The sequence below is a fragment of the Mumia sp. ZJ1417 genome, from assembly GCF_014127285.1.
GTDB lineage: Bacteria > Actinomycetota > Actinomycetes > Propionibacteriales > Nocardioidaceae > Mumia.
Map to the genome: position 1 here is coordinate 3,723,466 of NZ_CP059901.1, position 22,603 is coordinate 3,746,068.

The following is a 22,603-nucleotide window of genomic DNA, read 5'->3' on the forward strand; positions in this document are numbered from 1 at the left end:
GGCGGACGCGGTCACGCCGGGGCGAGTGCCTCGGCCAGCGGGACCAGCGTCTCGGCGCACCCGGCGTCGACCTTGAGCGTCGCGAGCTCGTCGCCGCGCGTCATCCCACGGTTCACGATCACCACCGGCGTCCCGGCCTTCGCCGCCTGGCGAACGAACCGCAGGCCCGACATCACCTGCAGCGACGACCCCACCACGAGGAGCGCGCCGGCGTCGTCGACGAAGGCACGGCACTGCTCCACCCGCGGCTTCGGGACGTTCTCCCCGAAGAACACCACGTCCGGCTTCAGCCTCCCGCCGCACCGCTCGCACGGGGCGACGACGAACCCGCTCGTCTCCTCGAGGACGGCGTCGCCGTCGGGCGCGATCGCGTGCGCCCCCTCCCCGTACCCGGGGTTCAGTGCTTCCAGCCGCTCGTGCAGCGCGAGCCGCGACGTGCGGTCGCCGCAGTCGAGGCAGACGACGTCGGCAATCCGCCCGTGGAGCGTGACGAGCGCGTCCTGCCCCGCGGCCTCGTGGAGCCCGTCGACGTTCTGCGTGATGACGGCCGACACGACACCGGCGTCCTCGAGCGCGACGAGCGCGTGGTGCGCCGCATTCGGCGCGGCGCCGGTCATGTGGCGCCACCCGACGTGTGCGCGTGCCCAGTAGCGCTGCTGCGCGTGCGGGGTCGCCACGAACTCCTGGTACGTCATCGGCTGGCGTGGCACGGAGTCCGGGCCGCGGTAGTCAGGGATGCCCGAGTCGGTGCTGATCCCGGCCCCGGTCAGCACGACGACGCGGCGCCCGGCCAGCAGCGTACGGGCCTCGGCGAGGGCGGGAGCGGGGGTCAGGGTGTCCACCCTTCGAGGGTACGAGGCCGGGCACACCGCGCTCTCCGTCTACGCTGGCGGGCGTGAGCGACCGGGTCTGGACGAGCAAGGGTGTCGTGATCCCGGCTGTCCTGAGCCTCGCGTGCGCCTCGGCAGGCCTCCTGGCCTGGGCGGGCGCGAGCGCCGGGGCCCAGGTCAGCGAGGCGAGCGTCACGACTCTCGAGGCGCCGAGCATCGCGACCGACGCGCCCGCTCAGCCTCTTGTCACGCCCTATCTCGCGGCGACGTCGCTCGACTCCGGTGTCGGGACATCCGGCTCGGGAGTCGCTCGCGCCTGGGTGTCGGACATGGCCGCCCGTACGGGGATCGGCGACGTCGCCCTTGCCGCGTACGCCGGCGCCGCGCTCCGGATCGGCACGGAACAACCCACCTGCACCCTCGGATGGACCACGCTGGCCGCCATCGGCTGGGTCGAGTCGCAGCACGGCACGATCGACGGCAACGCACTGCTGCCCGACGGCACCACCCGTACCCCGATCCTCGGCCCCGCGCTCGACGGCGGCGACGGCGTCGGCGCCCACCGGGCCCAGAGCGAGGACACCGCCGCCCACGGCAACGCCGAGTGGGACCAGGCCGTCGGCCCGATGCAGTTCATCGGCTCCACGTGGCGCCGGTGGGGTGCTGACGGCGACGACGACGGACGCACCGACCGTACGGACATCGACGACGCCGCGTACGCCGCGGCCCGCTACCTGTGCGCGGACGGACACGACCTGGCCACAGGCCCGGGGTGGACTGCCGCCGTCAGGTCGTACAACCACTCCGACGCCTACGTCGCCTCGGTGCTCGCCACCGCCGACGACTACGGCGCACGCGTGGGCTGACGCGTACGACCAGGGTCGGGTACCCCAGCGAACCTCAGGACACCCGACGGTGCACAGTCGGGGAAGGGTGCGTTCGCTGGGGTACCCCAGCGAACGCACCCTCGACCGACGCAGGTGACGTCAGCGCGTTCCGGCCTCGACCGGCTCCTTCGACTCCTGGGCCTCCAGGCGCTTCGTGAGCTGGTCGCCCTCGATGTCGAGGTTCGGGATCAGCCTGTCGAGCCACTTCGGCAGCCACCACGCCGACTTGCCGACGATCGCCATGAACGCTGGGATCAGCGTCATGCGGACCAGGAACGCGTCGACGAGGATGCCGAACGCCAACCCGAAGCCGATCGGCTTGATCATCGCCATGTCGCTGATGATGAAGCTGCCGAACACCGAGATCATGATGATCGCGGCCGCGGTGACGACACGGGCGCTGTGGCTGAACCCCGTGACCACCGACGCCTGCGCGTCACCGGTGTGGACGAACTCCTCACGCATCCGCGACACCAGGAACACCTGGTAGTCCATCGCCAGGCCGAACAGGATGCCCACCATGAGCAGCGGCAGGATGCTGATGATCGGTCCCGGGGTGTCCACACCGAAGAGCTCCGACAGCCAGCCCCACTGGAAGACCGCCACGGTCGCACCGATCGCCATGCCGATGGTCAGCAGGAAGCCGACCACCGCCGACAGCGGCACCAGGAGCGAGCGGAACACCAAGATCAGCAGGATGAACGCCAGCCCGACCACGAGCGCGAGGTAGACCGGCAGGGCGTCAGCGAGCTTCTCCGACACGTCCACCGACACGGCTGTCTGGCCACTGACCAGGACCTCGGCACCGGTGTCGTCCTGGATGCCTCCCACCGCGTCACGGATCTCGGCGACCAGGTCCTGCGTCGCGGCGTCTGCAGGGCCGCTCTCCGGGATCACGGTGATCGTGGCGAGGTCGGCGTCAGGGATCACCTGGCCGGGAACGACCGCGGCGACATCGGTGTCGATGCCCTCGATCGCCTCGGTGGTCTGGCTGACGGCGGCCTCCGCGTCCGCGGCGTCGCGGGTGTCCACCACGACCAGAAGCGGGCCGTTCGCCCCGGCGCCGAAGCTGTCGGCGATGAGGTCGTACGCCTTGCGCTGGGTGGTGTCCGTCGCTGCGGTGCCGTCGTCGGGCAGGGACTCCTCCAGCGACATCACCGGGATCGACGCGATCGCGGCGACCAGCACCCCGAGCACCGCGACGATCCACTTGCGCCGCGAGACGAAGCCGGCCCAGCGGTGCCCCATCGCGGGCTTGTCGGAGTGGTCGTCGGCTTCGGGGTCGTGCTGGCGCAGGCCCGGGATCTTGCCCTTGATGATGCGCTTCTTCGCGAAGCCGAACAGCGCCGGGAGCAGCGTGAGCGCGATGAGGACGGCGATCGCGACGGTGGCGGCAGCAGCGAGGCCCATCTCCGTGAGGATCGAGATGTTGACGACCGACAGGCCGACCAGCGCGATCACGACGGTGAGGCCGGCGAAGACCACGGCACTGCCGGCGGTGCCGACCGCGCGACCTGTCGCCTCCTCGGGGTCACGGCCGATCATCACCTCGTGGCGGTAGCGCGACACGATGAACAGCGCGTAGTCGATGCCGACCGCGAGGCCGAGCATCGTCGCGAGGATCGGCGTCGTCGAACCCAGCGACATGAAGCCCGTGAGCGTGGTGATGCCCGCGATGCCGATCCCCACGCCGATCAAGGCCGTGAGCAGCGGCATGCCGGCGGCGATCAGTGACCCGAAGGTGAAGATGAGGACCACGAGCGCGACGACGACACCAATCGCCTCCGACGCCCCCGTCTCCGGGATCTCCATGAGCGCGTCGCCGCCGATCTCGACCGTCATCCCGGCCTCGCGTCCGGCTTCGGGCGCCTCCTCGAGCGCCTCGACCTGGGCCTCGCTGAGGTCGACCGACTGCGTGTCGTACGTGATGGTCGTGTAGGCGACGGTCTCGTCCGGCGAGATCTGCTTCGCCTCGAACGGGTCGACGGCGTTGATCACGCCCTCCTCGGCGCCCAGTGACTCGACCGTCTCGCCGATCACGCCGGCGTACTCCGGATCGGTGACCTTCGAGCCCTCCGGCGCCTGGAAGACGATGCGCGCTGTGGCACCGTCCGCGGCCGCGTCGGGGTTGCGTTCCTTCATCAGGTCGAACGCCTCGACGGACTCCAGGCCCGGCATCGAGAAGTTGTCGGAGGTCTTGCCGGACAGCGTCGCCGCGCCGGTGCCGGCGAGGATGAGCGCGATCAACCAGGCGGCGAGGACGCCCTTGCGGTGACGGAACGCCCACCGTCCGAGGCGGTAGAGGTACCAGGACACGGTGTCTCCTGTGGGTCGTGCGCCCGCGGGCGCGTGGTGGGTCAGGGGGTGGGAGAGGTAACGCCGAGCGCCGGCAGCAGCACGGCGTCGAGGATCTCGACGAAGAAGTCGGGTCCGCACTGCTCGTTGGTGAGTGCGTCACGGAGGATCGCCGGCCCGATGAGGACCGGGACGACCAGCGGGATAGCGGGGTTGTCGGCCCTCACCTCGCCGCGTGCGATGGCGCGGTCGACGACCGTGGCGACGACCTGCACCCGCGACGCGACCACGCGGTCGCTGAACGACTGCGCGAGGGACGGGTGCGTCTTGCAGGCGTGGAGGATCGCGCCGGCAAGCGCGATGTCCGGGTCCTCGTCGCGCGGCAGCGCCTCGATGAGCGCGAGGAGGTCACCGCGCAGAGAGCCGGTGTCGACGCTCTGAGGCACCACCGGCGCATCGGCGTCGATCGCCGCGATGACCAGGGCTTCCTTGCTCCCCCACTGCCGGTAGAGCGTGGCCTTGCTGGAGCGCGTGTGCTCGGCGACCTTGTCCATCGTCAGCTTGTCGTAGCCGACCTCGGCCAGCAGGCGCAGCGTGGCGGCGTACAGCTCGTCCGTGCGCTCGGGGGTCAGTCGACTGCTCACGCGGTACGGGCTCCTGCTCAATCGAAACGAAACGGTTTCGTTCTGATGTTAGGTCGGGCCTCGCCAGAACCGCAGCGCCCTGGACGTGGCCTCGCTCACACCGCGACGCCAGGTAGCGTCGGGGTATGGCCGACCTCGCGACCTCCCTCCGCACCGCCCTCGACGGCCCGTACGCCGCAGCACGCGACGCCGCGCGCGACCAGCTGGCGGCGACCGGTGTCCTCACCGACCCCACGCTCTCCCTGGACGAGCAACGCGCCACCATCCGCGAGGCGCTCAAGGGCCTCGCGTCGAGCGGGCTGTCCGCAGCCGGCTTCGCCACCGCGCACGGCGGCACCGGCGACATCGCCGCGACGCTGGTCGGGTTCGAGATGCTCGTCCACTCCGACGTGTCGCTGATGGTGAAGGCCGGGGTCCAGTGGGGCCTGTTCGGCGGTGCCATCGAGAACCTCGGCACCGCGCGCCACCACGCCGCCTACCTTCCCGACGTCATCAGCGGCGACCTTCTCGGCTGCTTTGCGATGACCGAGACCGGGCACGGCAGCGATGTGCAGAGCCTGGAGACGACGGCGACGTACGACCCGGCGACGGGCGAGTTCGTCGTCGACTCCCCCACGCCGACCGCCCGCAAGGACTACATCGGCGGGGCGGCCCACGACGCGACGCTCGCCGCTGTCTTCGCGCAGCTCGTCACCGCCGCGCCGGGCGAGACGCCAGAGTCGAAGGGCGTCCACTGCCTGCTGGTCCCGATCCGTGACGCCGAGGGCAACGACCTCCCGGGCGTCACCACCTCCGACTGCGGGGTCAAGGGCGGCCTCAACGGCGTCGACAACGGCCGGATCGTCTTCGACCAGGTCCGGGTGCCGCGCCAGAACCTGCTCGACCAGTACGCGTCGGTGGCCGAGGACGGCACGTACTCCTCCCCCATCGACAACCCGAACCGCCGCTTCTTCACGATGCTGGGCACCCTCATCCGCGGCCGGGTGAGCATCGCGGGCGCGAGCGGCGCGGCAGCGCGGCACGCACTGGCGCTGGCCGTCCGGTACGCGCTGCAGCGGCGCCAGTTCGGCGCACCCGGGAGCGACGGCGAGGTGCTGCTGATGGACTACCGCACCCACCAGCGCCGCCTGCTCCCCGCGCTCGCCCGCGCGTACGCCCTGCAGACCGCGCAGAACGACCTCGTCGCCACCCTGGCGCGGCTCCAGGGCGGCGGCAGTCCCGCAGACCCGAAGGAGCAGCGCGAGCTCGAGGCGCTGGCCGCCGGCGTGAAGGCGTACGCGTCCTGGCACGCGACCGCGACGATCCAGGAGAGCCGCGAGGCGTGCGGCGGCGCCGGATACCTCGCGGCGAACCGTCTCACCTCCCTCAAGGCCGACACCGACGTCTTCACGACCTTCGAGGGCGACAACACCGTGCTGATGCAGCTCGTCGGCAAGGAGCTACTGACTGGGTACGCCGACGAGGTGCGCGGGCTCGACCCGGTCGGGATGGTGTCGTTCGCGGTGTCCAACGCCGCCGAGGTCGTGCTGGAGCGTACGCCGGTGGCACCGCTGGTCGCCCGGCTGCGCGACGCGACCAGGCGCGAGGGAGACGAACCCGACCTGCTCGACCGCGGGACGCAGCTCAGCCTGCTCACCGACCGCGAGGAGCACCTGCTGGAGACGCTGGCGCGCCGTATGCAGGCGGCACGCAAGGCCTCGAGCGAGGAGGCGTTCGATGCGTTCAACCGCGCTCAGGACCACCTCGTCCACCTGGGACGCGCGCACGTGGAGCGCGTCGTGCTGGAGTCGTTCGTCACCGTCGTCGGCGAGGTCGAGGACGACGAGACGCGCCAGGTCCTCGACGCGCTCTGCGACCTCTACGCCCTGAGCGTCGTCGAGCAGGACAAGGCATGGTTCCTCGAGCACCGCCGGCTGTCCATCAGCCGGGCGAAGAACGTGACGACGTCCGTCAACGCCCTCTGCGGGCGGCTGCGCCCGTACGCCGGCGACCTCGTCGACGCCTTCGGCATCCCCGACGGCCTGCTCGAGGTCGAGATGCTCGGCTAGGAACGGGCGGTCATCGGTCCGCGCGGTCGAGGCGTAGCCGCTCGGGCGTGTGCAGCCGCACCATCGTGCGGGCGACATTTGACGGCCGGCGGTGCTGGGTCGCGAGCGACACCACCACCATCGCGGTGAACGCGAGCGGCACCGACCACGCCGCAGGCCGCGACAGCAGGAGGTCGAGCCAGCCGTCGTCGGTCCCCCGGACGATCGTCGCGACAACCGCGCCGCCCGCCCCGAGGCCGCCGGCGAGCATCCCCGCAACCGCGCCGGCAGCCGTGAGGCGACGCCACCAGATCCCGAGGACGAGCAGCGGGCAGAACGTCGAAGCCGCCACCGCGAACGCGAACCCGACCGAGCTCGCCACCGCGATCTGGTCCGAGGCGAGGGCGAGACCGAGCGGGAACGCCGTCCCGACGACCGCGCCCGCCCGGACGGCGGCGACCGGTCCGAGTGCGCGACGGCCGAGCGATCCCTGGGCGAGCACACCCGCGACCGACATCGTCAGTCCCGAGGACGTCGACAGGAAGGCGGCGAACGCCCCCGCCGTCAGCAGCGCACCGAGCACGTCGCCGAGCGTCCCGCCGATGACGCGCAGCGGCAGCTCGAGGACGACGATGTCGCTGCTGTCGGTCCCGGCCAGGTCTCCGGCGTACACGCGACCGATCACCCCGTACGCCGTCGGCGGCAGGTAGAACGCACCCAGCAGCGCCAGCACGATCAGCGTCGTCCGGCGCGCGGCCCGGCCGTCGGGGTTCGTGTAGAAGCGCACGACGACGTGCGGCAGGCCCATCGTGCCGAGGAACGTGGCGACGATGAGCGAGTACGTCCCGTACAGGGCGAGCGAGGTGTTGTCCCCCGACATCGGCGACAACCAGGCCCCCGTGGCGCCCGCGCCGGACGGGGTGGGGCGACCGTCCTCGGTCCACGCGTGGAGGAGGAAGACGAGCGGGACGAGCAGCGCGGTGAGCTTCAGCCAGTACTGGAAGGCCTGGACGAACGTGATGCTCCGCATGCCTCCGGAGACGACGTTGACGACGACGATCGCCGCGACCAGCACCGACCCGGCCCAGGTCGGCGCCCCGGTGACGGTGTGGAGGACCAGACCGGCCCCTTGGAACTGCGGCATGAGGTAGAGCCACCCGATCACCACCACCAGCACGCTCGCCACGGCACGGGCGACGCTCGACTGGACACGGATCTGGGTGAAGTCCGGCAGCGTGTAGGCCCCGGAGCGGCGCAGCGGCGCGGCCACGAACGCGAGGAGCACGAGATAGCCCGCGGTCCAGCCGACGGGGAACCACAGCATGTCCGCGCCGAAGGTGAGGACGAGCCCGGCGATGCCGAGGTACGAGGCCGCGGAGAGGTACTCCCCTCCGATCGCCGAGGAGTTCCAGAGCGGGCTCACCGACCGCGAGGCGACGTAGAAGTCCGAGGTCGTCCTGCTGAAGCGCAGCCCGAACAGCCCGATCCCCAGCGTCAGCAGCGCCACCGCGGTGACGGCGACGGCGGCGTACGAGCTGTTCACGGCCTCTCGACCAGGTCGCTGAACGCCCGCTCGTTGCGCTCAGACGCGCGGACGAACCCCCACCCGACGACGAACAGCAACGGATAGACCGCCACTCCCAGCAGCCACCACGGCAGCGGGACCGAAGCGACCGTGACGGTCTCGAGGCCGGACAGCACGAAGAGCAGCGGCAGGCTCCCGACGAGGAGGACCAGCAGGGCAGCGACCGCGAGCGCGAGCCGCAGCTGGGAGCGGACGAGCGAGCGCATGTAGACCTCGCCGATCGCGGTGTCCTCGTCGATCTCCTGCTCGACCGTCCGGCGCCGGTGCGGGCGTGCCGTGGTGTGCGGGCTGGCGATCCGGACCCGCGAGGGCGCCTCGTCGGGCGCCACCTCAGCCGCCGCCGGTGCGGGCGCGCTGCTGCACGAGATCGCGGAGGTCGCGGGTGTGGCGGCGCGCGACTTGGAGCTCGACGTACGGAGGGCCGCCCGCGTCGACGAGGACCGAGCAGCGCCCGGAGACCGTCCGTACCTCGTGGACCCGTGCGGACGATACGAGCAGACTCCGGTGGATCCGGACGAACCCGGCCGGCGCCCAGTCGTGCTCGAGCGTCATCAGCGGCGTACGGAGCAGGTGGCTCTCGCCCTCGGTGGTGTGGAGGCGGACGTAGTCGCCCTGCGCCTCCGCGTACGCGACGCTGGAGCGGGGGACGAACCGGGTGACCCCGGCGAGCTCGACCGCGACGACCTCGTCGTCGGAAACCGGCGTCACGGGTTGGGGAGAGCGCGCGCCCACCACGCGGCGTACGGACTCGCGCAGGCGCTCCTCGGCGACCGGCTTGAGGACGTAGTCGACGGCGTCGAGGTCCCACGCGTCGACGGCGTGGTCCTCGTGGGCGGTGACGAACACAACCTTGGGCTGGGTGCGGAACCGCGCCAGGACCCGGGCGACCTCCAGCCCCGAGAGCGCGGGCATCGCGATGTCGAGGAACACGGCGTCGACCGGGTCGGACTCCAGCGCGCGGAGCACGTCAGCGCCGGACCCGACCGCGCGGACCTGGCTCACGCGCTCGTCTCGGCCGAGCAGATAGACCAGCTCGTCGAGGACTGGCTGCTCGTCGTCGGCGACGAGGACGCGGAGACCCATGGCGCACGAGTCTAGGCCGCACCTGTGGTCCCCGTCACGCACCGACTCAGCGGGAGGCACCGGGGGCGTACTTCGGCACCCGGACGCTCACCTTCGTCCCGGCGCCGGGTGCCGTCTCGATGACGATCCCGTACGCGTTGCCGTAGACCGTGCGCATCCGCTCGTCCACGTTGCCCAGACCCACGGAGTCGGTGGACGGGTCGCCCGCCAGTGCACGGCGTACGCGGTCCGGCTCCTCCCCCACCCCGTCGTCCTCGATCGTGATCACGGCCTCGTTGCCCGCATCTCGCGCGATCACGACCACGTTGCCGCCGCCCGCCTTGCGCTCGAGGCCGTGCCGGACTGCGTTCTCGACCAGCGGCTGGATCGAGAGGAACGGCAGCGTCACGCTCAGCACCTCCGGCGCGACCTGGACCGTGACGTGCAGCCGGTCGCCGAAGCGCGCCTTCTCCAGCACCAGGTAGCGCTCGATCGACCGCAGCTCGTCGGCCAGCGTCGTGAACTCGCCGTGCCGCCGGAACGAGTAGCGGGTGAAGTCGGCGAACTCCAGCAGCAGCTCGCGCGCCCGCTCGGGATCGGTCCGGACGAACGACGCGATCGCGCCCAGCGAGTTGTAGACGAAGTGCGGCGAGATCTGCGCCCGCAGCGCCCGCAGCTCGGCCTCCATGAGCGCCGTGCGTGACTTGTCGAGCTCGGCGAGCTCGAGCTGGCTCGACACCCACCGCGCGACCTCGGTCGTCGCTCTCGCCAGGCCCGCCGACGCGGTGGGCGAGCTGACGACGACGGCACCCACCACGGCGTCCTCGACGGTCAACGGGGCGACGATCGCGTGAGGATAGGTGGCCCGCGGCGTGCTGAACGCCTGCGTCGTCCCGGCCGAGATCACCTCGCGGGCCAGCTCCATGACGTCGGTGAGACGCTGACGCGGGCCGTCGGTCGCGAGCACCCGCTCGGTGTCGGTGAGGGCGACGGCCGGCGCTCCGAGGAGGGTGCGCAGGTGCTTGAGCGCCTTCTCAGCGCTGCCCTCGTCGAGACCGCGACGCAGTGCCGGCGCCGCCAACGACGCGGTGTGCAAGGTCTCGTACGTCGCACGGTCTTCGGCGGACCCGAGCGAACGGCGCGACCACGGCGTCCTCACGCGAGCGCCTTCTCCAGACGCACGAGCGTCCCCCACGGCTCCTCGAACGCACGCTCACCGCGCTCGACGAAGCCGCGGTCCCGGTAGTACGTCCGCAGCGCAGCGTTGGCCGCGGCCGTGTCGAGGCGCAGGTATGCCCGCCCCGCCTCGCGGGCACGCGCCTCCGCCCACTCCAGCAGCACCACGCCGAGCCCGCGTCCGCGGTGGAGCCGCCGCACCATCAGCCCGTGCACGTACAGCGCGTCTCCGGAGCCCGGTGCGACGAGGTCGTCCCAGATCTCGGGGTCGTCCTCGAGGATCCGGACGGTGGCGTTGAGCGCACCGTCGTCACGCAGGACCCACCACTGCCCGGCCGCGATCTGGTCGCGCACCGTCGGCACGTCGACCTCGCCAGGCTGCCACTGGTCGATGCCGGCGGACGCCTGCCAGCGAGCGAGCGCGTCACGCAGGGACACGATGGCAGCGGCGTCGAGGACGTACGCACGGGAGGGGATCACGCGCCTCAGCGTAGGACGACCGCGGCCGCAGGTCGACCGTTCGCTAGGCGCCCATCACGGCGGGGATCGTCGCGGTCCACGTCTCGCGCAGCTCGGAGATTGGCACCGTGAACTGTCCCTCGACGGACAGTGCCTCGCCGCCGGTGGTCCCGATCTGTGCGACCGGCACCCCGTACGAGCCGGCGAGCGCTGTGAATGCGTCCACACGCTCGGGCGACACGGTGACCAGCGCCCGCGCCGTCGACTCGGAGAAGAGCCCGACGAACGCGTCGCCGTCGAGCGCGACCGTGGCGCCGACGCCGTTGCGGATCGCTGCCTCGGCGAGCGCGATCGCGAGCCCGCCGTCCGACAGGTCGTGCGCGGCCGTGGCCAGGCCCTGCTTGGCGACGTCGACCATCAGGTCGGCCAGCGCCTTCTCTGCAGCCAGATCGACCTGCGGCGGAAGGCCGCCGAGGTGGTCGTGGGCGACCTGCGACCACGCCGATCCGTCGAGCTCGTCGCGGGTAGTCCCGAGGACGAGCACGGCGTCGCCCTCGGAGGAGAACCCCTGCTTGATGCGCTTGGTGACGTCCTCGACCACGCCCAGGACGCCGACCACGGGCGTGGGGAGGATCGCCGTCTCGCCGGTCTGGTTGTAGAACGACACGTTGCCGCCCGTGACCGGGATGCCGAGCACCTCGCACGCGTCCTTCAGCCCCGACGTGGCGCGCTCGAACTGCCACATGACCGCCGGGTCCTCGGGCGAGCCGAAGTTGAGGCAGTCCGTGACGGCCAGCGGCAGCCCGCCGGAGACACCGACGTTGCGGTACGACTCAGCGAGCGCGAGCTGCGCGCCGGCGTACGGGTCGAGCTTGGCGAACCGTCCGTTGCAGTCGGTCGAGACAGCCACACCGAGGTTGGTCTCGTCGTCGATCCGGATGACACCGGCGTCCTCGGGCTGCGCGAGCACGGTGTTGCCGCGGACGTACCGGTCGTACTGGTCGGTGACCCACGACTTGTCGGCCTGGTTGGGCGAACCGAGCACCCTCAGCACCGTCGTACGGAGCTCGTCGCCGGTCGTCGGCCGCGCAAGGGACGCGGTCGTGTCAGCCTGCAGCGCGTCCTGCCAGTCGGGGCGCGCGTAGGGGCGGTGGTAGGTCGGTCCGTCGTGCGCGACCGACCGCGGCGGCACGTCCACGACGGTCTCGCCGTGCCAGTCGATGACCAGGCGACCGGTCTCCGTGACCTCGCCGACCACGGTCGCCTCGACGTCCCACTTGCGGCAGATGTCCATGAACGCGTCGAGGTGCTGCGGCTCGACCACGGCCATCATGCGCTCCTGCGACTCGCTCATGAGGATCTCCTCCGGCGAGAGCGTCGAGTCGCGAAGCGGCACGGTGTCGAGCTCGACGTGCATGCCGCCGTCGCCCGCGCTGGCCAGCTCGCTCGTCGCGCACGACAGCCCGGCACCGCCGAGATCCTGGATGCCTGCGACGACGCCGGCGTCGAACAGCTCGAGCGTGCACTCGATGAGGAGCTTCTCCATGAACGGGTCACCGACCTGGACGCTCGGGCGCTTCGCGGGACCGCCGCTGGTCGAGCCTGTCGAGGCCTCGAAGGTCTCCGACGCGAGCACCGAGACTCCGCCGATGCCGTCGCCGCCGGTGCGTGCCCCGTACAGGACGACCTTGTTGCCCTCGCCCGAGGCATGGGCGGTGTGGAGCTGCTCGTGGCGCAGGACGCCGACGCAGAGCGCGTTGACGAGCGGGTTGCCGAGATAGGTCTCGTCAAACACGACCTCGCCCCCGATGTTGGGCAGGCCGAGGCAGTTGCCGTAGCCGCCGACGCCCGCGACGATGCCGGGCATCACGCGCTTGGTGTCCGGGGCGTCGAGCGGGCCGAAGCGCAGCGGGTCCATCACGGCGACCGGGCGTGCGCCCATCGCGAGGATGTCGCGGACGATGCCGCCGACGCCGGTCGCCGCACCCTGGTACGGCTCGACGTAGCTCGGGTGATTGTGCGACTCAACCTTGAAGGTGACCGCATAGCCCTGGCCGACGTCGATCACGCCAGCGTTCTCGCCGATGCCCGCCAGCGTCTTGCCCAGCGGCGTCTCCTGCGACAGCTCGCCGAACTTCTTGAGGTGGACCTTGCTCGACTTGTAGGAGCAGTGCTCGCTCCACATCACCGAGTACATCGCGAGCTCGGCACCGGTCGGGCGGCGACCGAGGATCTCGAGGATCTGCTCGTACTCGTCGGGCTTGAGTCCCAGCTCGGCCCACGGCAGCTCCCGGTCAGGAGTGGCGGCGGCATGCTCGACGGTGTCGAGGCGGGTCTGGGGAGTCGGTGCGGTGGCGGCAGGCGCGTCGGTCACGGGACCAGGGTAGTCGTCGCCGCCAGAGGGCTACTCCAGCCAGTCGGTCTCGAACGTGTCGCTGGCGTGGATGTGGGTCGCCCGGTAGCCACCCGGAAGCACGGAGAACTTGTGCGGGGTCTCCGGCGGGACCACGATCACCTGGCCCGCGCGGCCGACGAGCTCGTCGCCGTCGACGGTGAACAGCGCGCTGCCGGCATGGATCACGAAGGTCTCCGCGTACGGATGGGTGTGCAGCCGCGGGCCGCTCCCCTCCACGTCGGTGTCCTCCTGGATGATCGAGATCCCGGCTCCGTACGCCGCGCCCTCGATGTTGTCGGTGGTGGTGACGTCGATCAGGTACATGTCCTCGACGCTAGTCCGACTGCGGCCAGGTGTTCTCCCAGAGCCCGACGATGTTGCCCTCCGGGTCACCGAAGTACGCGGCGTAGGCCATGTCGCCGACCTTCTCCTTCGGGCCGACCACCGCGCCGCCCGCTGAACGGCTCGGTGCCGAGAAAGTCCTTCGACCGTCACCCGGCCGAGCCGCTAGTTTCGACCAGTGGAGATCCGTGACCTCGCTGTCGACGACCTCGACCCCGCCCTCGACGTCCGCTCGCGCTCGTTCGGCCCGCTGTCGGGGGGCGACGTCGACCAGTGGAAGACGATGATGACGCGCGCGATCGGTGCAGGTCGCGTGCTCGCCGCGTACGACGGCGGCACGGTCGTCGCGATCGCCCGCATCAACGCGTTCGGGCAGTGGTGGGGCGGACGACGAGTGCCGATGGCGGGCATCGGCGGGGTGGTCGTGGCCCCTGAGCATCGTGGGTCCGGCGTCGGCCTGGCCCTCATGGAGGCCGTCGTCGGACGCTCCCGTTCACTCGGGTTCACACTCTCCGCGCTGTACCCCGCGACCACTGCCCCCTACCGCCGCGCCGGCTACGAGCTCGCGGGCGTACGCCGCACGGTCGACCTCTCGACCGACGCCCTGCGACGGCTGCCCGGCTCTTCGGTGCCGCTGCGGCGCGGTGGAGCGGAGGACGCGAAGGAGGTCGTGCGGCTCCTCGGCGCCGCCACGCAGGCGCGCGGCGACAGTGGCCCCTTCGACTGGGAGCCGGCCGAGGTCGCGGCCGACCTCGCGGACGACGAGGTGCTGACCTACCTCGCCGACGACGGCGCGCTCCAGTACGGGTTCGCTGGCGACCGCTTTCAGGTCCACGCGATCGGCGCGACGTCGCCCGAGACGCTGCACGCCCTTTGGCGGCTGGTCGGGTCGGGCTCTTCGACGCAGGCGACGACCCGAGTCGCCCTGGGGCCGACCGACCCGGTGTTCTGGATGCTCGCCGACAACGAGATCGCGGCCGCCGCGAGCCAGTGGTGGATGCTCCGGCTGGTCGACGCGGCCGCTGCGGTCGCGGAGCGTGGGTTCCCGGTCGGGCTCACCGTCGAGGTGCCGCTCACGCTCTCCGACCCGCTCGACGCCGCAGGCTCAGGGACGTTCGTGCTCGCGGTCTCAGGCGGCCGCGGAGTCCTGCGTCGTTCGGACGGCCCGGGAGGCATCGCGCTCGGCCCACGCGGCGCAGCGGCGCTGTTCGCAGGGACGCCGGTGTCGACCCTGCGGGCGTCGGGGCTCGCCGAGGACGGCGATCCGTCCAACGACGCGCTGCTCGACGCCGCCTTCGCGGCGACGCCGTTCATGACCGACTACTTCTGAGGACGGACGGTCAGGCCTTCGGCTGAGTCGCCTTCCAGGCGCGGAAGCCCTCCTCGGTCGCGCCCTGCCGCCAGTAGCCCGACAGCGACAGGCGCTCGCGCGGGACGCCACGCTCGGTGAGGAGGTACGAGCGGAGCTGCTTGAGCAGACCGGCCTCACCGTGGACGAACACCTGGGGCGCTCCTGGCGGCCACTCGTCGGCGCGTACGGCATCGGCGATCAGCGTCGTGCTCCCGGGAGCGGCGCCGTCGCGGTGGAGCCAGGTGAGCGTCACGTCGGCCTCGCTGACGACCGGCTGCTCATCGGCGGGCCCGTCGACCTCGACGTAGGCGTGCACGCGCGCACCGGCCGGCATCGCCTCGAGCGCGGCCTGGATCGCGGGCAGTGCTGCCTCGTCTCCGGCGACGAGGTGCCAGGGCGCGATCGGGTCGGGCGAGTAGGCGCCACCGGGACCCAACGCGTGCAGTGTGTCTCCGACCTTGGCCGTAGCGGCCCACGGCCCCGCCACACCGGAATCGCCATGGAGCACGAAGTCGATCGTGATCCGCCCGTGCTCCAGGTCGATCGCCCGCAGCGTGTATGTGCGGACCGTCGGCTGCGCTTCGGGCGGGTAGGACTCCTTGACGAAGTCGAGGTCGAGCGGATCGGGGTAGTCCACACCCTCGGTGAGGAAGACCAGCTTGACGTACGAGTCGGAGAATCCGCCGAACTTGCGGGCGAACTCGTCGAACTGGTGACTCGAGAAGACCACACGCTGCATGTGCCGGGTGAGTCGCTCGCTGGCGACGACCTCGAACCTGAGGGGCGTACGGCGCCCCCGTGCTGCGGATGACTCCGGCTGCGCCGTGATGCTCATATCAGGCAACCCTAACCGCACCCGTCAAGTGCCCTCGCGCGCGTCCGGACGGTCGACTCTGAAGAGCACGTGCCGGTGCAACGGCGACTCCACCGGCAGGGTCGGGTGGTCGAACTCGGCCGCGAGCACCATCCCGAGGCGCCGCATGACGGCCTGCGAGCGAACGTTGGTGCGGGCGGTGAAGGACCACACGCGGTCGAGCCCGGCCGAGCCGAACGCGTGTGCGAGCGCCGCACGTGCGGCCTCGGTGGCATAGCCGCACCCCCAGGCTTCGTACGAGAGTCGCCAGCCGACCTCTGTGCCTGGGGGCTCACCAGCGGCCAGGATCCCCAGCGGGACAGGGTTGAGACCGGTGAATCCGAGGAACCTCCCTGACGCGCGCTCCTCAAGCGCCCACAGGCCGTACCCCTGCGCGGCCATCCGGTCCATGATCCGGTCGACCATCGCGTCAGACTGCTTCCGCGTCAGCGTGCTCGGGAAGTGCTCCATCACGCGAGGATCGGCGTTGAGCGCGGCGAACGCCGGACGGTCGTCGTCGGTCCAGCCCCGCAGGATCAGCCGTGCCGTCGTCAGCACGACCGGCGCGGCGCCGGTCACGGGAGCAGGTCTTGACCGATCGGACCCGGGTTGTACGCGATCTCCCAGGCGAACCCGTCAGGGTCGACGACGTAGCCGCTGTAGCCGCCCCACTCCCGCTCGGCACCGGCCGAACGGAGCGTCGCACCTGCGGCCACAGCCTCCTCGATGACCTCGTCGACGTCGGCGGGAGAGGCGACGTTGTGGGCGAGGGTGAGCGGTGGGACCCCCGTGCCACTGGCGATCGGGCCGACCTCGGCCTCGAAGGCCACCCGGTCCCACAACGAGAGGACGAGACGCTCCCCGACCCGGAGCATGAGCACCTCACCGGGGACGTACAGGCTCTCCTGCCACCCCAGGCCGTCGACGAAGAACGCACGGCTGCGGGCGACGTCGGCGACCGCGAGGGTGATAAAGCTCAGACGTTGGTCCATGTCGGCAGCCTAGGGCTCGGCACCGTCAGGCAAAGGTCAGAACGAGAAGCGCCACGTTGAGCGCGATGACAAGGCCGGCGATGACCGCCGCGACAGCCGTGGTCACACGGCGGTTCACCCACTCCCCCATCACCGACCGGCGCGCCGTCAGCCACAGCAGCGGGACGAGCGCGAACGGGATGCCGACCGACAGCACGACCTGGGACACCACCAGCGCCCACGACGGCTCGATCCCGAGGGCAAGCACGATCAGCGCAGGGATCACGGTGACGATCCGGCGCGCCACCAGCGGGACCCGCCGACGCAGCAGCCCGTGCATCACCTCGGCCCCTGCCGCGCAGCCGACCGACGTCGACGCCAGGCCGGAACCGAGCAGGGCGACCGCGAACAAGAGCGCGACGCCGGTGCCCAGCTCGGAGCTCATCAGCGCGTGCACGCCGTCGAGCGTGTCGGTGCCCTCCTTGCCGGCCAGGCTCGTCGCGGCGGTGAGCAGGAGCGCCAGGTTGAGGGTGCCGGCCACCAGCAGCGCGACGCCGACGTCGATGCGCGTCGCGCCGAGCAGCTCGGCAACCGTCCGGCGCTGGCCGCGGACACCGAGCCGACCCGCGGTCAGACCGGAGTGGAGATAGATGACGTGCGGCATCACGGTCGCACCGATGATCGCCGACGACAGGAGCAGACTCTCCGTCCCCTCGAAACGGGGGACGAGACCCTCGGCGACGGCACCGGCGTCCGGTGGCGCCACGAAGAGGCCGGCGGTGAACCCGGCCGCGATGAGGAGCAGGAACCCGATGACCACGCGCTCGAGGACGCTCTGCCCGAACCGGTCGCCGATGCGCAGGACGACCATCGAGACGACGACCGTGACGACCGCCCCGATCAGCAACGGCAGGTCGAACAGCAGCGACAGCGCGACCGCGCCGCCGACGACCTCGGCGACGTCGGTGGCGATCGCGACGCCCTCGGCCTGCAGCCAGTACGCGAGACGGGCCGGGCGCGGCAGCGTCTCGCCCATGTGCGTGGCCAGCGACTGCCCGGTCACGATGCCGAGCTTGGCGGAGAGGTACTGGACGATCACCGCCATCGCGTTGGCAAGGACGACCACCCACACCAGTGTGTATCCGAAGGTCGCGCCAGCGGTGACGTTGGTCGCGACGTTGCCCGGGTCGACGTAGGCCACGGCCGCCACGAAGGCAGGGCCGAGGAGGCTGACGCTCTTGGGGAGGCGGGGCGCGCGGACGAACACGCCCCCCAGCATGGACCAACGCCGTCTCGGAGGCGACGAGCGTGTCACACCACGACGAACCACGCGCCTCCTGCGCGGACGAGGACGAACACCGCGTTGTGCATCGCGACCGGCGCGTGCGCGAGGTGGCGAGGCTCGACCGTCGCACCGTCTCCCTCGACGAGGGCACCCCGAACCACGACCTCGCGGTACGCGCTCAGCTCACGGGGTTCGAGGTCGTCCAGAAGCCGCCCGAGCCCGTCCTCGCAGCGCTGCAATGCCGTCCCCGTACGGATCGGGAAGCCGTCAGGCGCGGCAACGGAGCAGGCGGCTCCCACGTCACCCTCGCCGAGCGCGTGCAGCATCGTCTCGACGCTGCGCTCGGGCGTCGTCGGGGCGGGTGCCCCGGCCGCCTGTGCGTGCGAGCCGCTCGCACCGATCGTCCCGAGGCTCGTCGTCAGGCTCGCGACCGCGGCCAGCGCGACGCCGGCGACGAGCGCGGCGAGCATCGCCATGGGGCGCGGGAAGGGCTGCTCTCGGTGACGCGGCGCGGTGCCGGTCACGAGGTCGTCACCACCACGTACCAGCGGTCGTCGATCCGTACGAGCTCGAAGAAGCCCTCGTCGAACGGCTGCGTGATCCCGGCGATCCGCTCGCCCGGGATCTCGACGTGCGTCCCCTTCGCTGGGACGTCCGGAACGGAAGCCTGTCGCAGCACCTGGATGGCACCGGGGCGTAGGCCCTCGGCGTATACGCGCATCGTCCTGACGCACTCGGTGAGCGCGTCGCCGTCGACCGGGACGCCGTCCTGCGCGGTGAGCCGGCACGCGTCCTCGTACTCGCGGTTGGCCATCGCCACGAGCATCCTCTCGAGGCTCTCGCCGGGCTCGTCGGCCGGACCTTGGCCCGCACCACCGACGAAACTGAGCGCGGCGATCGCTGACAGGGTGACCGACCACGTCACAAGCTTGGCGACCATCGAGCGGACCCTCCCCGAGCTCGGAATCTCCTACATCGTGGGGGGTCACTCGATCCTCACCCGAGACAGGGCGAGGCGCTACTCGAAGGGCCGGGCGGACCTCAACGCTCGACGACGAGGTCCGCGTACTCGGTGTGCTTCTGCACGTACGAGGCCACGTACGGGCACGTCGGGACGACCTTCAGGCCCTTGGCACGGGCGTCGTCGAGGGCCGCTCTCGCGATGATCGAGGCGAGCCCCTGCCCGCTCAGCTCTGGGCGCACCTCCGTGTGGACGAGCTGCCTCACGCCGGCTCGGGGGTCCCGGTAGACGATCGTGCCGGCGAGCTCACCGTCGACCAGGAGGTCGTACCGCTGGTCCTCGGCGTTGTCGACGACCTCGATGCTGCGAGTGTCCTCAATCATGGCGTCCACCATACTGAGCGCCGTGGCGCTCCTGGAGGTACGAGGTCTGCGACGGCGGTATGCCGAGGTCGACGTCGTGAGCGGTCTCGACCTCGACGTCGACGCCGGGCAGGCGGTCGCGCTGGTCGGCAGCAACGGCAGCGGCAAGTCCACCGTGCTGCGGTGCGTGACCGGTGCCGACGCACCGACCGAGGGCACGGTCACGCTGGACGGCGCGCCGCTCGACGAGCGAGCGGCGCGGGTCCGCGCCGCGCTCGCGATCGTGATGGACGACCTCGACTACTTCCCCGACCTCAGCGTCGTCGAACACCTTGACCTGTTCGCACGGGCCCATCGCGTCAGCGATGCCGAGACGGTCGTCGACGACGTGCTGCGTGACGTCGGGTTGGTGGCGCAGGCGAGCCAGCTGCCCGGCTCCCTGTCCTCCGGTCAGCGTCGGCGGCTCGCCCTGGCCAGCGCGCTGGTACGGCCGCGCCGGCTGCTGATCCTCGACGAGCCCGAGCAGCGGCTCGACGTCGAGGGCGTCGCGTGGCTCGCAGAGCGCCTCCAGCGTGAGAAGGCCGCGGGCACCGCGATCCTCATGGCCAGCCACGAGCCGAGCCTCGTCGACGCCGTCGCCGACCGCGTGATCACTCTCGGGGCCCCGCGCTGAGCACTCACGAGCTCCGTGCACTGCGCGCCGAGATCCGCCACTGGAGACGAGGGCGCGCGTCCGTCCGGCTGGTCGACGCGCTTCAGGACGCCTACGTCGCCGTGTTCGCGACGATCATGCTCGGCGGGATGTTCGTCAACGCGGTCGTCCAGGTCGGTGGCGTCACCGATCAGCTCTGCGCCTCGGCGGCGTGCCGCGACGCCCGCAGCCTCGCGCCCTGGCTCGTCGCTGGCGGCTGCCTGGTCACGATCCTCATCGTGGCCCGACTGTTCGGTCCGGTGTACGTGACGCCGGCCGACGGCTCGTGGCTCCTGTCGAGCCCGCTCGACCGCGCCTCGCTCCTGCGGCCACGGCTCACGCAGATCCTGCTTGCTGCCACCGTCGTGACGCTCGCGACGGTGGGTGTCGGCGTGGTGCTGGCCGGGACCGCCCTCACCTCCGCCGTCGCGTTCGCCGCCGCAACGTCCCTGCTCGCGACTGCGACCGCGGCAGCGGCCGCGTACGCCCAGGAGCAGGACCGACGCGCGCTGGCCACGGCGTCGCAGTGGGTGCTCGTCGTCGTGCTGTGGTGCGCAGTCCTGTCGATCGCCGTCGGCGAAGCTCCCCGGATGCCGCTGCCCGCGGCGGATCACCCGGCATCGGCCGTCGCCGTGGTTGTGGCGGCGGCCGCAGCCGTCCTCGCCGGTACGGCGGCCTGGCGGCGGCTGGGCCGGCTGCGTCACCGCGACGTCGTCACCGGCGGGGAGCTGACCCCCGGACTGTCGGGTGCACTCGCGACCCTCGACCTCGCCCTCGCGTACGACGTCGTCCTCTCGCACCGCTGGAAGGGGCGCGGCAGCGTACGCGCCCGCCGAGGTGGACCCGGCGGCGCGCTCGCGCTCGTGGGGAGCGACGTCCTGCGGCTGCGTCGCAGCCCGCAGCGGCTCGTGGTGCTGGCGGCGACGGCAGCGGTCCCGTACGCGGCGGCCACTGCCGGTGCGGGACGGTTCGTCGTGCTCGTGGCCGCGACTGCCGGATTCGTTGCGTGCCTGCCGCTGCTGAGCGGCCTGCGGGTGATGGCGCGCGGCCCCTCGCTCGCCCGCGCGATGCCGTTCTCGAGCGCGGTCGCCCAGGCGGCGACGGCGGCGGTGCCGACGGTGGCGGCACTGGCGTACGGGATGGCGACAGCGGCGGCGATGCGCCGGGACGTCGCAGCGGACCGTGAGGCTGCGCTGCTGTGCGGGCTCGCAGTAGGCGTCGCCGTCGCGGCCTCGGGGGTGCGCTGGGTGACGCGACGTCCCCCCGACTACAGCAAGCCACTCATCGCGACACCGGCGGGCGCGATCCCGACGAACCTCTACGGGAGCGTGATCGCGGGGTTCGACGTGCTGCTGCTGACGACAACGCCGATGCTGCTCGCCCCGGACCTGCGCGGCGCGTCGGTCTCGCTCGCGCTCGGCGCAGGCGTGTGGGCCTTCCTGGTCAGCCGTTCACCAGCGCGCTGAGCACCGAGGTGAAGAACGGGAGGCCGTCCGTCCCGGGGCCGCAGAGCTCTTCGACAGCGTGCTCGGGGTGCGGCATGAGACCGACGACGTTGCCGCGCTCGTTGGTGATGCCGGCGATGTCGCGCATCGAGCCGTTCGGGTTGTCGTCGAGGTAGCGGGCGACGACGCGCCCCTCCCCCTCGAGAAGGTCCAGGGTGAAGTCGTCGGCGACGAAGCCACCCTCGCCGTTCTTGAGCGGGATCACGATCTCGTCGCCCGCCTCGTACCCGCTGGTCCACGCAGTCGCGGCGTTGTCGATGCGCAGGCGCTGGTCACGGCAGACGAACTTGCGGTGGTCGTTGCGGATCAGTGCACCCGGGAGCAGGTGGGACTCGCACAGGATCTGGAAGCCGTTGCAGATGCCGAGGACGGGCATGCCGCCGTTCGCGGCGTCCACGACCTCGCTCATCACCGGGGCGAAGCGCGCGATCGCCCCGCAGCGCAGGTAGTCGCCGTACGAGAAGCCGCCCGGCAGCACGACCGCGTCGACCGACTTGAGGTCGTGGTCGCCGTGCCAGAGCGCGACTGGCTCGGCACCGGCGAGGCGTACGGCCCGCTGGGCGTCGATGTCGTCGAGCGACCCCGGGAAGGTGACGACGCCGACCCTCATGCGTCGAGCCCGGCCTCGGAGACGGGCTGCTCGATGCGGACCGCAAAGTCCTCGATGACAGGGTTGGAGAGCAGGGTCTCAGCGAGCGTACGGATCTCGGCGAGGCGCTCCTCGGTGATCTCGCCCTCGACCTCGAGCTCGAAGCGCTTGCCCTGGCGGACGTCGGCGACTCCGCCGAAGCCGAGCCGGTCGAGCGCGCCGTGGACGGCCTTGCCCTGGGGGTCGAGGATCTCCGGCTTGGGCATGACGTCGACGACGACACGAGCCACGGTGGCACTCCTTGGGAGGCGGGACGGGATTCCGGGCCAGTCT

Annotated in this window: 25 protein-coding genes; 5 read left to right on the plus strand and 20 right to left on the minus strand. The window is 71.5% G+C overall.

The window, feature by feature from the left end; translation table 11 throughout:
* Positions 1 to 11: 11 nt before the first annotated feature.
* Complete coding sequence (locus H4N58_RS17970; protein ID WP_208322931.1) at positions 12 to 842, minus strand: NAD-dependent protein deacetylase; 831 nt, start codon at positions 840 to 842, stop codon at positions 12 to 14.
* A 53-nt stretch (positions 843 to 895) separates the two neighbouring features.
* On the opposite strand from H4N58_RS17970, the gene H4N58_RS17975 reads away from it, so the two are divergent.
* The gene (locus tag H4N58_RS17975; protein WP_167006373.1) at positions 896 to 1,696 is read left to right on the plus strand and encodes a lytic murein transglycosylase; all 801 of its coding nucleotides are present in this window, start codon (positions 896 to 898) and stop codon (positions 1,694 to 1,696) included.
* A gap of 120 nt (positions 1,697 to 1,816) precedes the next feature.
* Here H4N58_RS17975 and H4N58_RS17980 read toward each other — a convergent pair whose 3' ends face one another.
* Together H4N58_RS17980 and H4N58_RS17985 are read right to left on the minus strand one after the other, a co-directional pair.
* Positions 1,817 to 4,033, minus strand: a complete 2,217-nt coding sequence (locus H4N58_RS17980; protein WP_167251382.1) for an MMPL family transporter — start codon at positions 4,031 to 4,033, stop codon at positions 1,817 to 1,819.
* Positions 4,034 to 4,074: 41 nt separating this feature from the next.
* Positions 4,075 to 4,656, minus strand: a complete 582-nt coding sequence (locus H4N58_RS17985; RefSeq protein WP_208322450.1) for a TetR/AcrR family transcriptional regulator — start codon at positions 4,654 to 4,656, stop codon at positions 4,075 to 4,077.
* Positions 4,657 to 4,781: 125 nt separating this feature from the next.
* On the opposite strand from H4N58_RS17985, the gene H4N58_RS17990 reads away from it, so the two are divergent.
* On the plus strand, positions 4,782 to 6,704 hold the full coding sequence (locus H4N58_RS17990) for an acyl-CoA dehydrogenase (RefSeq protein ID WP_167251380.1): 1,923 nt from the start codon (positions 4,782 to 4,784) through the stop codon (positions 6,702 to 6,704).
* A 10-nt stretch (positions 6,705 to 6,714) separates the two neighbouring features.
* Here the strand turns inward: H4N58_RS17990 and H4N58_RS17995 are convergent, their stop codons facing one another.
* The 8 genes from H4N58_RS17995 to H4N58_RS21005 are packed head-to-tail and all read right to left on the minus strand — an operon-like array spanning position 6,715 to position 13,805.
* Positions 6,715 to 8,226, minus strand: coding sequence for a cation acetate symporter (locus H4N58_RS17995; RefSeq protein ID WP_167251378.1), 1,512 nt, complete (start codon positions 8,224 to 8,226; stop codon positions 6,715 to 6,717).
* The gene (locus tag H4N58_RS18000; protein ID WP_167251376.1) at positions 8,223 to 8,597 is read right to left on the minus strand and encodes a hypothetical protein; all 375 of its coding nucleotides are present in this window, start codon (positions 8,595 to 8,597) and stop codon (positions 8,223 to 8,225) included. The genes H4N58_RS17995 and H4N58_RS18000 overlap by 4 nt, the downstream gene beginning before the upstream one ends.
* A 1-nt stretch (position 8,598) precedes the next feature.
* Positions 8,599 to 9,351 (minus strand): LytTR family DNA-binding domain-containing protein, encoded by a 753-nt coding sequence (locus H4N58_RS18005; RefSeq protein WP_167251374.1) that lies wholly within the window; start codon positions 9,349 to 9,351, stop codon positions 8,599 to 8,601.
* A 46-nt stretch (positions 9,352 to 9,397) separates the two neighbouring features.
* Positions 9,398 to 10,489 (minus strand): sensor histidine kinase, encoded by a 1,092-nt coding sequence (locus tag H4N58_RS18010; RefSeq protein ID WP_208322451.1) that lies wholly within the window; start codon positions 10,487 to 10,489, stop codon positions 9,398 to 9,400.
* Positions 10,486 to 10,986, minus strand: a complete 501-nt coding sequence (locus H4N58_RS18015; RefSeq protein ID WP_167006389.1) for an N-acetyltransferase — start codon at positions 10,984 to 10,986, stop codon at positions 10,486 to 10,488. Before H4N58_RS18015 ends, H4N58_RS18010 begins: the two co-directional genes overlap by 4 nt.
* A gap of 43 nt (positions 10,987 to 11,029) precedes the next feature.
* Positions 11,030 to 13,339, minus strand: coding sequence for a phosphoribosylformylglycinamidine synthase subunit PurL (purL, locus tag H4N58_RS18020; RefSeq protein ID WP_167006392.1), 2,310 nt, complete (start codon positions 13,337 to 13,339; stop codon positions 11,030 to 11,032).
* Positions 13,340 to 13,369: 30 nt separating this feature from the next.
* A complete protein-coding gene (locus H4N58_RS18025) occupies positions 13,370 to 13,684 on the minus strand; it encodes a cupin domain-containing protein (protein ID WP_167006395.1) in 315 nt (104 codons plus the stop codon).
* 10 nt (positions 13,685 to 13,694) lie between these two features.
* Positions 13,695 to 13,805: a VOC family protein gene (locus H4N58_RS21005; protein ID WP_370465452.1), complete on the minus strand. Its 111-nt coding sequence runs from the start codon at positions 13,803 to 13,805 to the stop codon at positions 13,695 to 13,697.
* Between the two features lie 75 nt (positions 13,806 to 13,880).
* Here H4N58_RS21005 and eis point away from each other — a divergent pair, with 75 nt between their 5' ends.
* Complete coding sequence (eis, locus tag H4N58_RS18030; RefSeq protein ID WP_167006398.1) at positions 13,881 to 15,032, plus strand: enhanced intracellular survival protein Eis; 1,152 nt, start codon at positions 13,881 to 13,883, stop codon at positions 15,030 to 15,032.
* Positions 15,033 to 15,042: 10 nt separating this feature from the next.
* Here eis and H4N58_RS18035 read toward each other — a convergent pair whose 3' ends face one another.
* The 7 genes from H4N58_RS18035 to H4N58_RS18065 all read right to left on the minus strand — a co-directional run bounded on the left by H4N58_RS18035 (position 15,043) and on the right by H4N58_RS18065 (position 19,506).
* Positions 15,043 to 15,888 (minus strand): siderophore-interacting protein, encoded by an 846-nt coding sequence (locus tag H4N58_RS18035; RefSeq protein ID WP_167006401.1) that lies wholly within the window; start codon positions 15,886 to 15,888, stop codon positions 15,043 to 15,045.
* 24 nt (positions 15,889 to 15,912) lie between these two features.
* Positions 15,913 to 16,485, minus strand: a complete 573-nt coding sequence (locus tag H4N58_RS18040; protein ID WP_243845141.1) for a GNAT family N-acetyltransferase — start codon at positions 16,483 to 16,485, stop codon at positions 15,913 to 15,915.
* The gene (locus H4N58_RS18045; RefSeq protein WP_167251372.1) at positions 16,482 to 16,898 is read right to left on the minus strand and encodes a VOC family protein; all 417 of its coding nucleotides are present in this window, start codon (positions 16,896 to 16,898) and stop codon (positions 16,482 to 16,484) included. The genes H4N58_RS18040 and H4N58_RS18045 overlap by 4 nt, the downstream gene beginning before the upstream one ends.
* Positions 16,899 to 16,923: 25 nt before the next feature.
* Positions 16,924 to 18,144 carry an Nramp family divalent metal transporter gene (locus H4N58_RS18050; protein ID WP_243843052.1) on the minus strand — a complete coding sequence of 407 codons (1,221 nt, stop codon included), beginning with the start codon at positions 18,142 to 18,144 and terminating at the stop codon, positions 16,924 to 16,926.
* Positions 18,145 to 18,188: 44 nt separating this feature from the next.
* Positions 18,189 to 18,638: a hypothetical protein gene (locus H4N58_RS18055; RefSeq protein ID WP_167006410.1), complete on the minus strand. Its 450-nt coding sequence runs from the start codon at positions 18,636 to 18,638 to the stop codon at positions 18,189 to 18,191.
* A gap of 44 nt (positions 18,639 to 18,682) precedes the next feature.
* Positions 18,683 to 19,102, minus strand: coding sequence for a hypothetical protein (locus H4N58_RS18060; protein ID WP_167251370.1), 420 nt, complete (start codon positions 19,100 to 19,102; stop codon positions 18,683 to 18,685).
* 101 nt (positions 19,103 to 19,203) lie between these two features.
* Positions 19,204 to 19,506, minus strand: a complete 303-nt coding sequence (locus H4N58_RS18065; RefSeq protein ID WP_167006416.1) for a GNAT family N-acetyltransferase — start codon at positions 19,504 to 19,506, stop codon at positions 19,204 to 19,206.
* On the opposite strand from H4N58_RS18065, the gene H4N58_RS18070 reads away from it, so the two are divergent.
* Positions 19,505 to 20,158 carry an ABC transporter ATP-binding protein gene (locus H4N58_RS18070; RefSeq protein ID WP_167006419.1) on the plus strand — a complete coding sequence of 218 codons (654 nt, stop codon included), beginning with the start codon at positions 19,505 to 19,507 and terminating at the stop codon, positions 20,156 to 20,158. The two genes, H4N58_RS18065 and H4N58_RS18070, sit on opposite strands and share 2 nt — an antisense overlap.
* Positions 20,159 to 20,259: 101 nt before the next feature.
* Entirely contained in the window at positions 20,260 to 21,642 is a 1,383-nt protein-coding gene (locus H4N58_RS18075) for a DUF6297 family protein (RefSeq protein ID WP_167251368.1), read from the plus strand.
* On the opposite strand, the gene purQ is transcribed toward H4N58_RS18075, so the two are convergent.
* Together purQ and purS are read right to left on the minus strand one after the other, a co-directional pair.
* Positions 21,620 to 22,291: a phosphoribosylformylglycinamidine synthase subunit PurQ gene (gene purQ, locus H4N58_RS18080; RefSeq protein ID WP_167006424.1), complete on the minus strand. Its 672-nt coding sequence runs from the start codon at positions 22,289 to 22,291 to the stop codon at positions 21,620 to 21,622. The genes H4N58_RS18075 and purQ overlap by 23 nt on opposite strands.
* A complete protein-coding gene (gene purS / locus H4N58_RS18085) occupies positions 22,288 to 22,560 on the minus strand; it encodes a phosphoribosylformylglycinamidine synthase subunit PurS (RefSeq protein WP_167006427.1) in 273 nt (90 codons plus the stop codon). Before purS ends, purQ begins: the two co-directional genes overlap by 4 nt.
* Positions 22,561 to 22,603 lie beyond the last annotated feature (43 nt).

Bases quoted from the DNA above. Each gene is read 5' to 3' on its own strand.
- H4N58_RS18055 (WP_167006410.1), bottom strand. From the start codon at position 18,638: ATGGCGATGCTCGCCGCGCTCGTCGCCGGCGTCGCGCTGGCCGCGGTC.
- H4N58_RS18025 (WP_167006395.1), bottom strand. From the start codon at position 13,684: ATGTACCTGATCGACGTCACCACCACCGACAACATCGAGGGCGCGGCG.
- purQ (WP_167006424.1), bottom strand. From the start codon at position 22,291: ATGAGGGTCGGCGTCGTCACCTTCCCGGGGTCGCTCGACGACATCGAC.
- H4N58_RS18005 (WP_167251374.1), bottom strand. From the start codon at position 9,351: ATGGGTCTCCGCGTCCTCGTCGCCGACGACGAGCAGCCAGTCCTCGAC.
- H4N58_RS17990 (WP_167251380.1), top strand. From the start codon at position 4,782: ATGGCCGACCTCGCGACCTCCCTCCGCACCGCCCTCGACGGCCCGTAC.
- H4N58_RS18060 (WP_167251370.1), bottom strand. From the start codon at position 19,102: ATGGTCGCCAAGCTTGTGACGTGGTCGGTCACCCTGTCAGCGATCGCC.
- H4N58_RS18070 (WP_167006419.1), top strand. From the start codon at position 19,505: ATGGCGTCCACCATACTGAGCGCCGTGGCGCTCCTGGAGGTACGAGGT.
- H4N58_RS18035 (WP_167006401.1), bottom strand. From the start codon at position 15,888: ATGAGCATCACGGCGCAGCCGGAGTCATCCGCAGCACGGGGGCGCCGT.
- H4N58_RS18065 (WP_167006416.1), bottom strand. From the start codon at position 19,506: ATGATTGAGGACACTCGCAGCATCGAGGTCGTCGACAACGCCGAGGAC.
- H4N58_RS18045 (WP_167251372.1), bottom strand. From the start codon at position 16,898: ATGGACCAACGTCTGAGCTTTATCACCCTCGCGGTCGCCGACGTCGCC.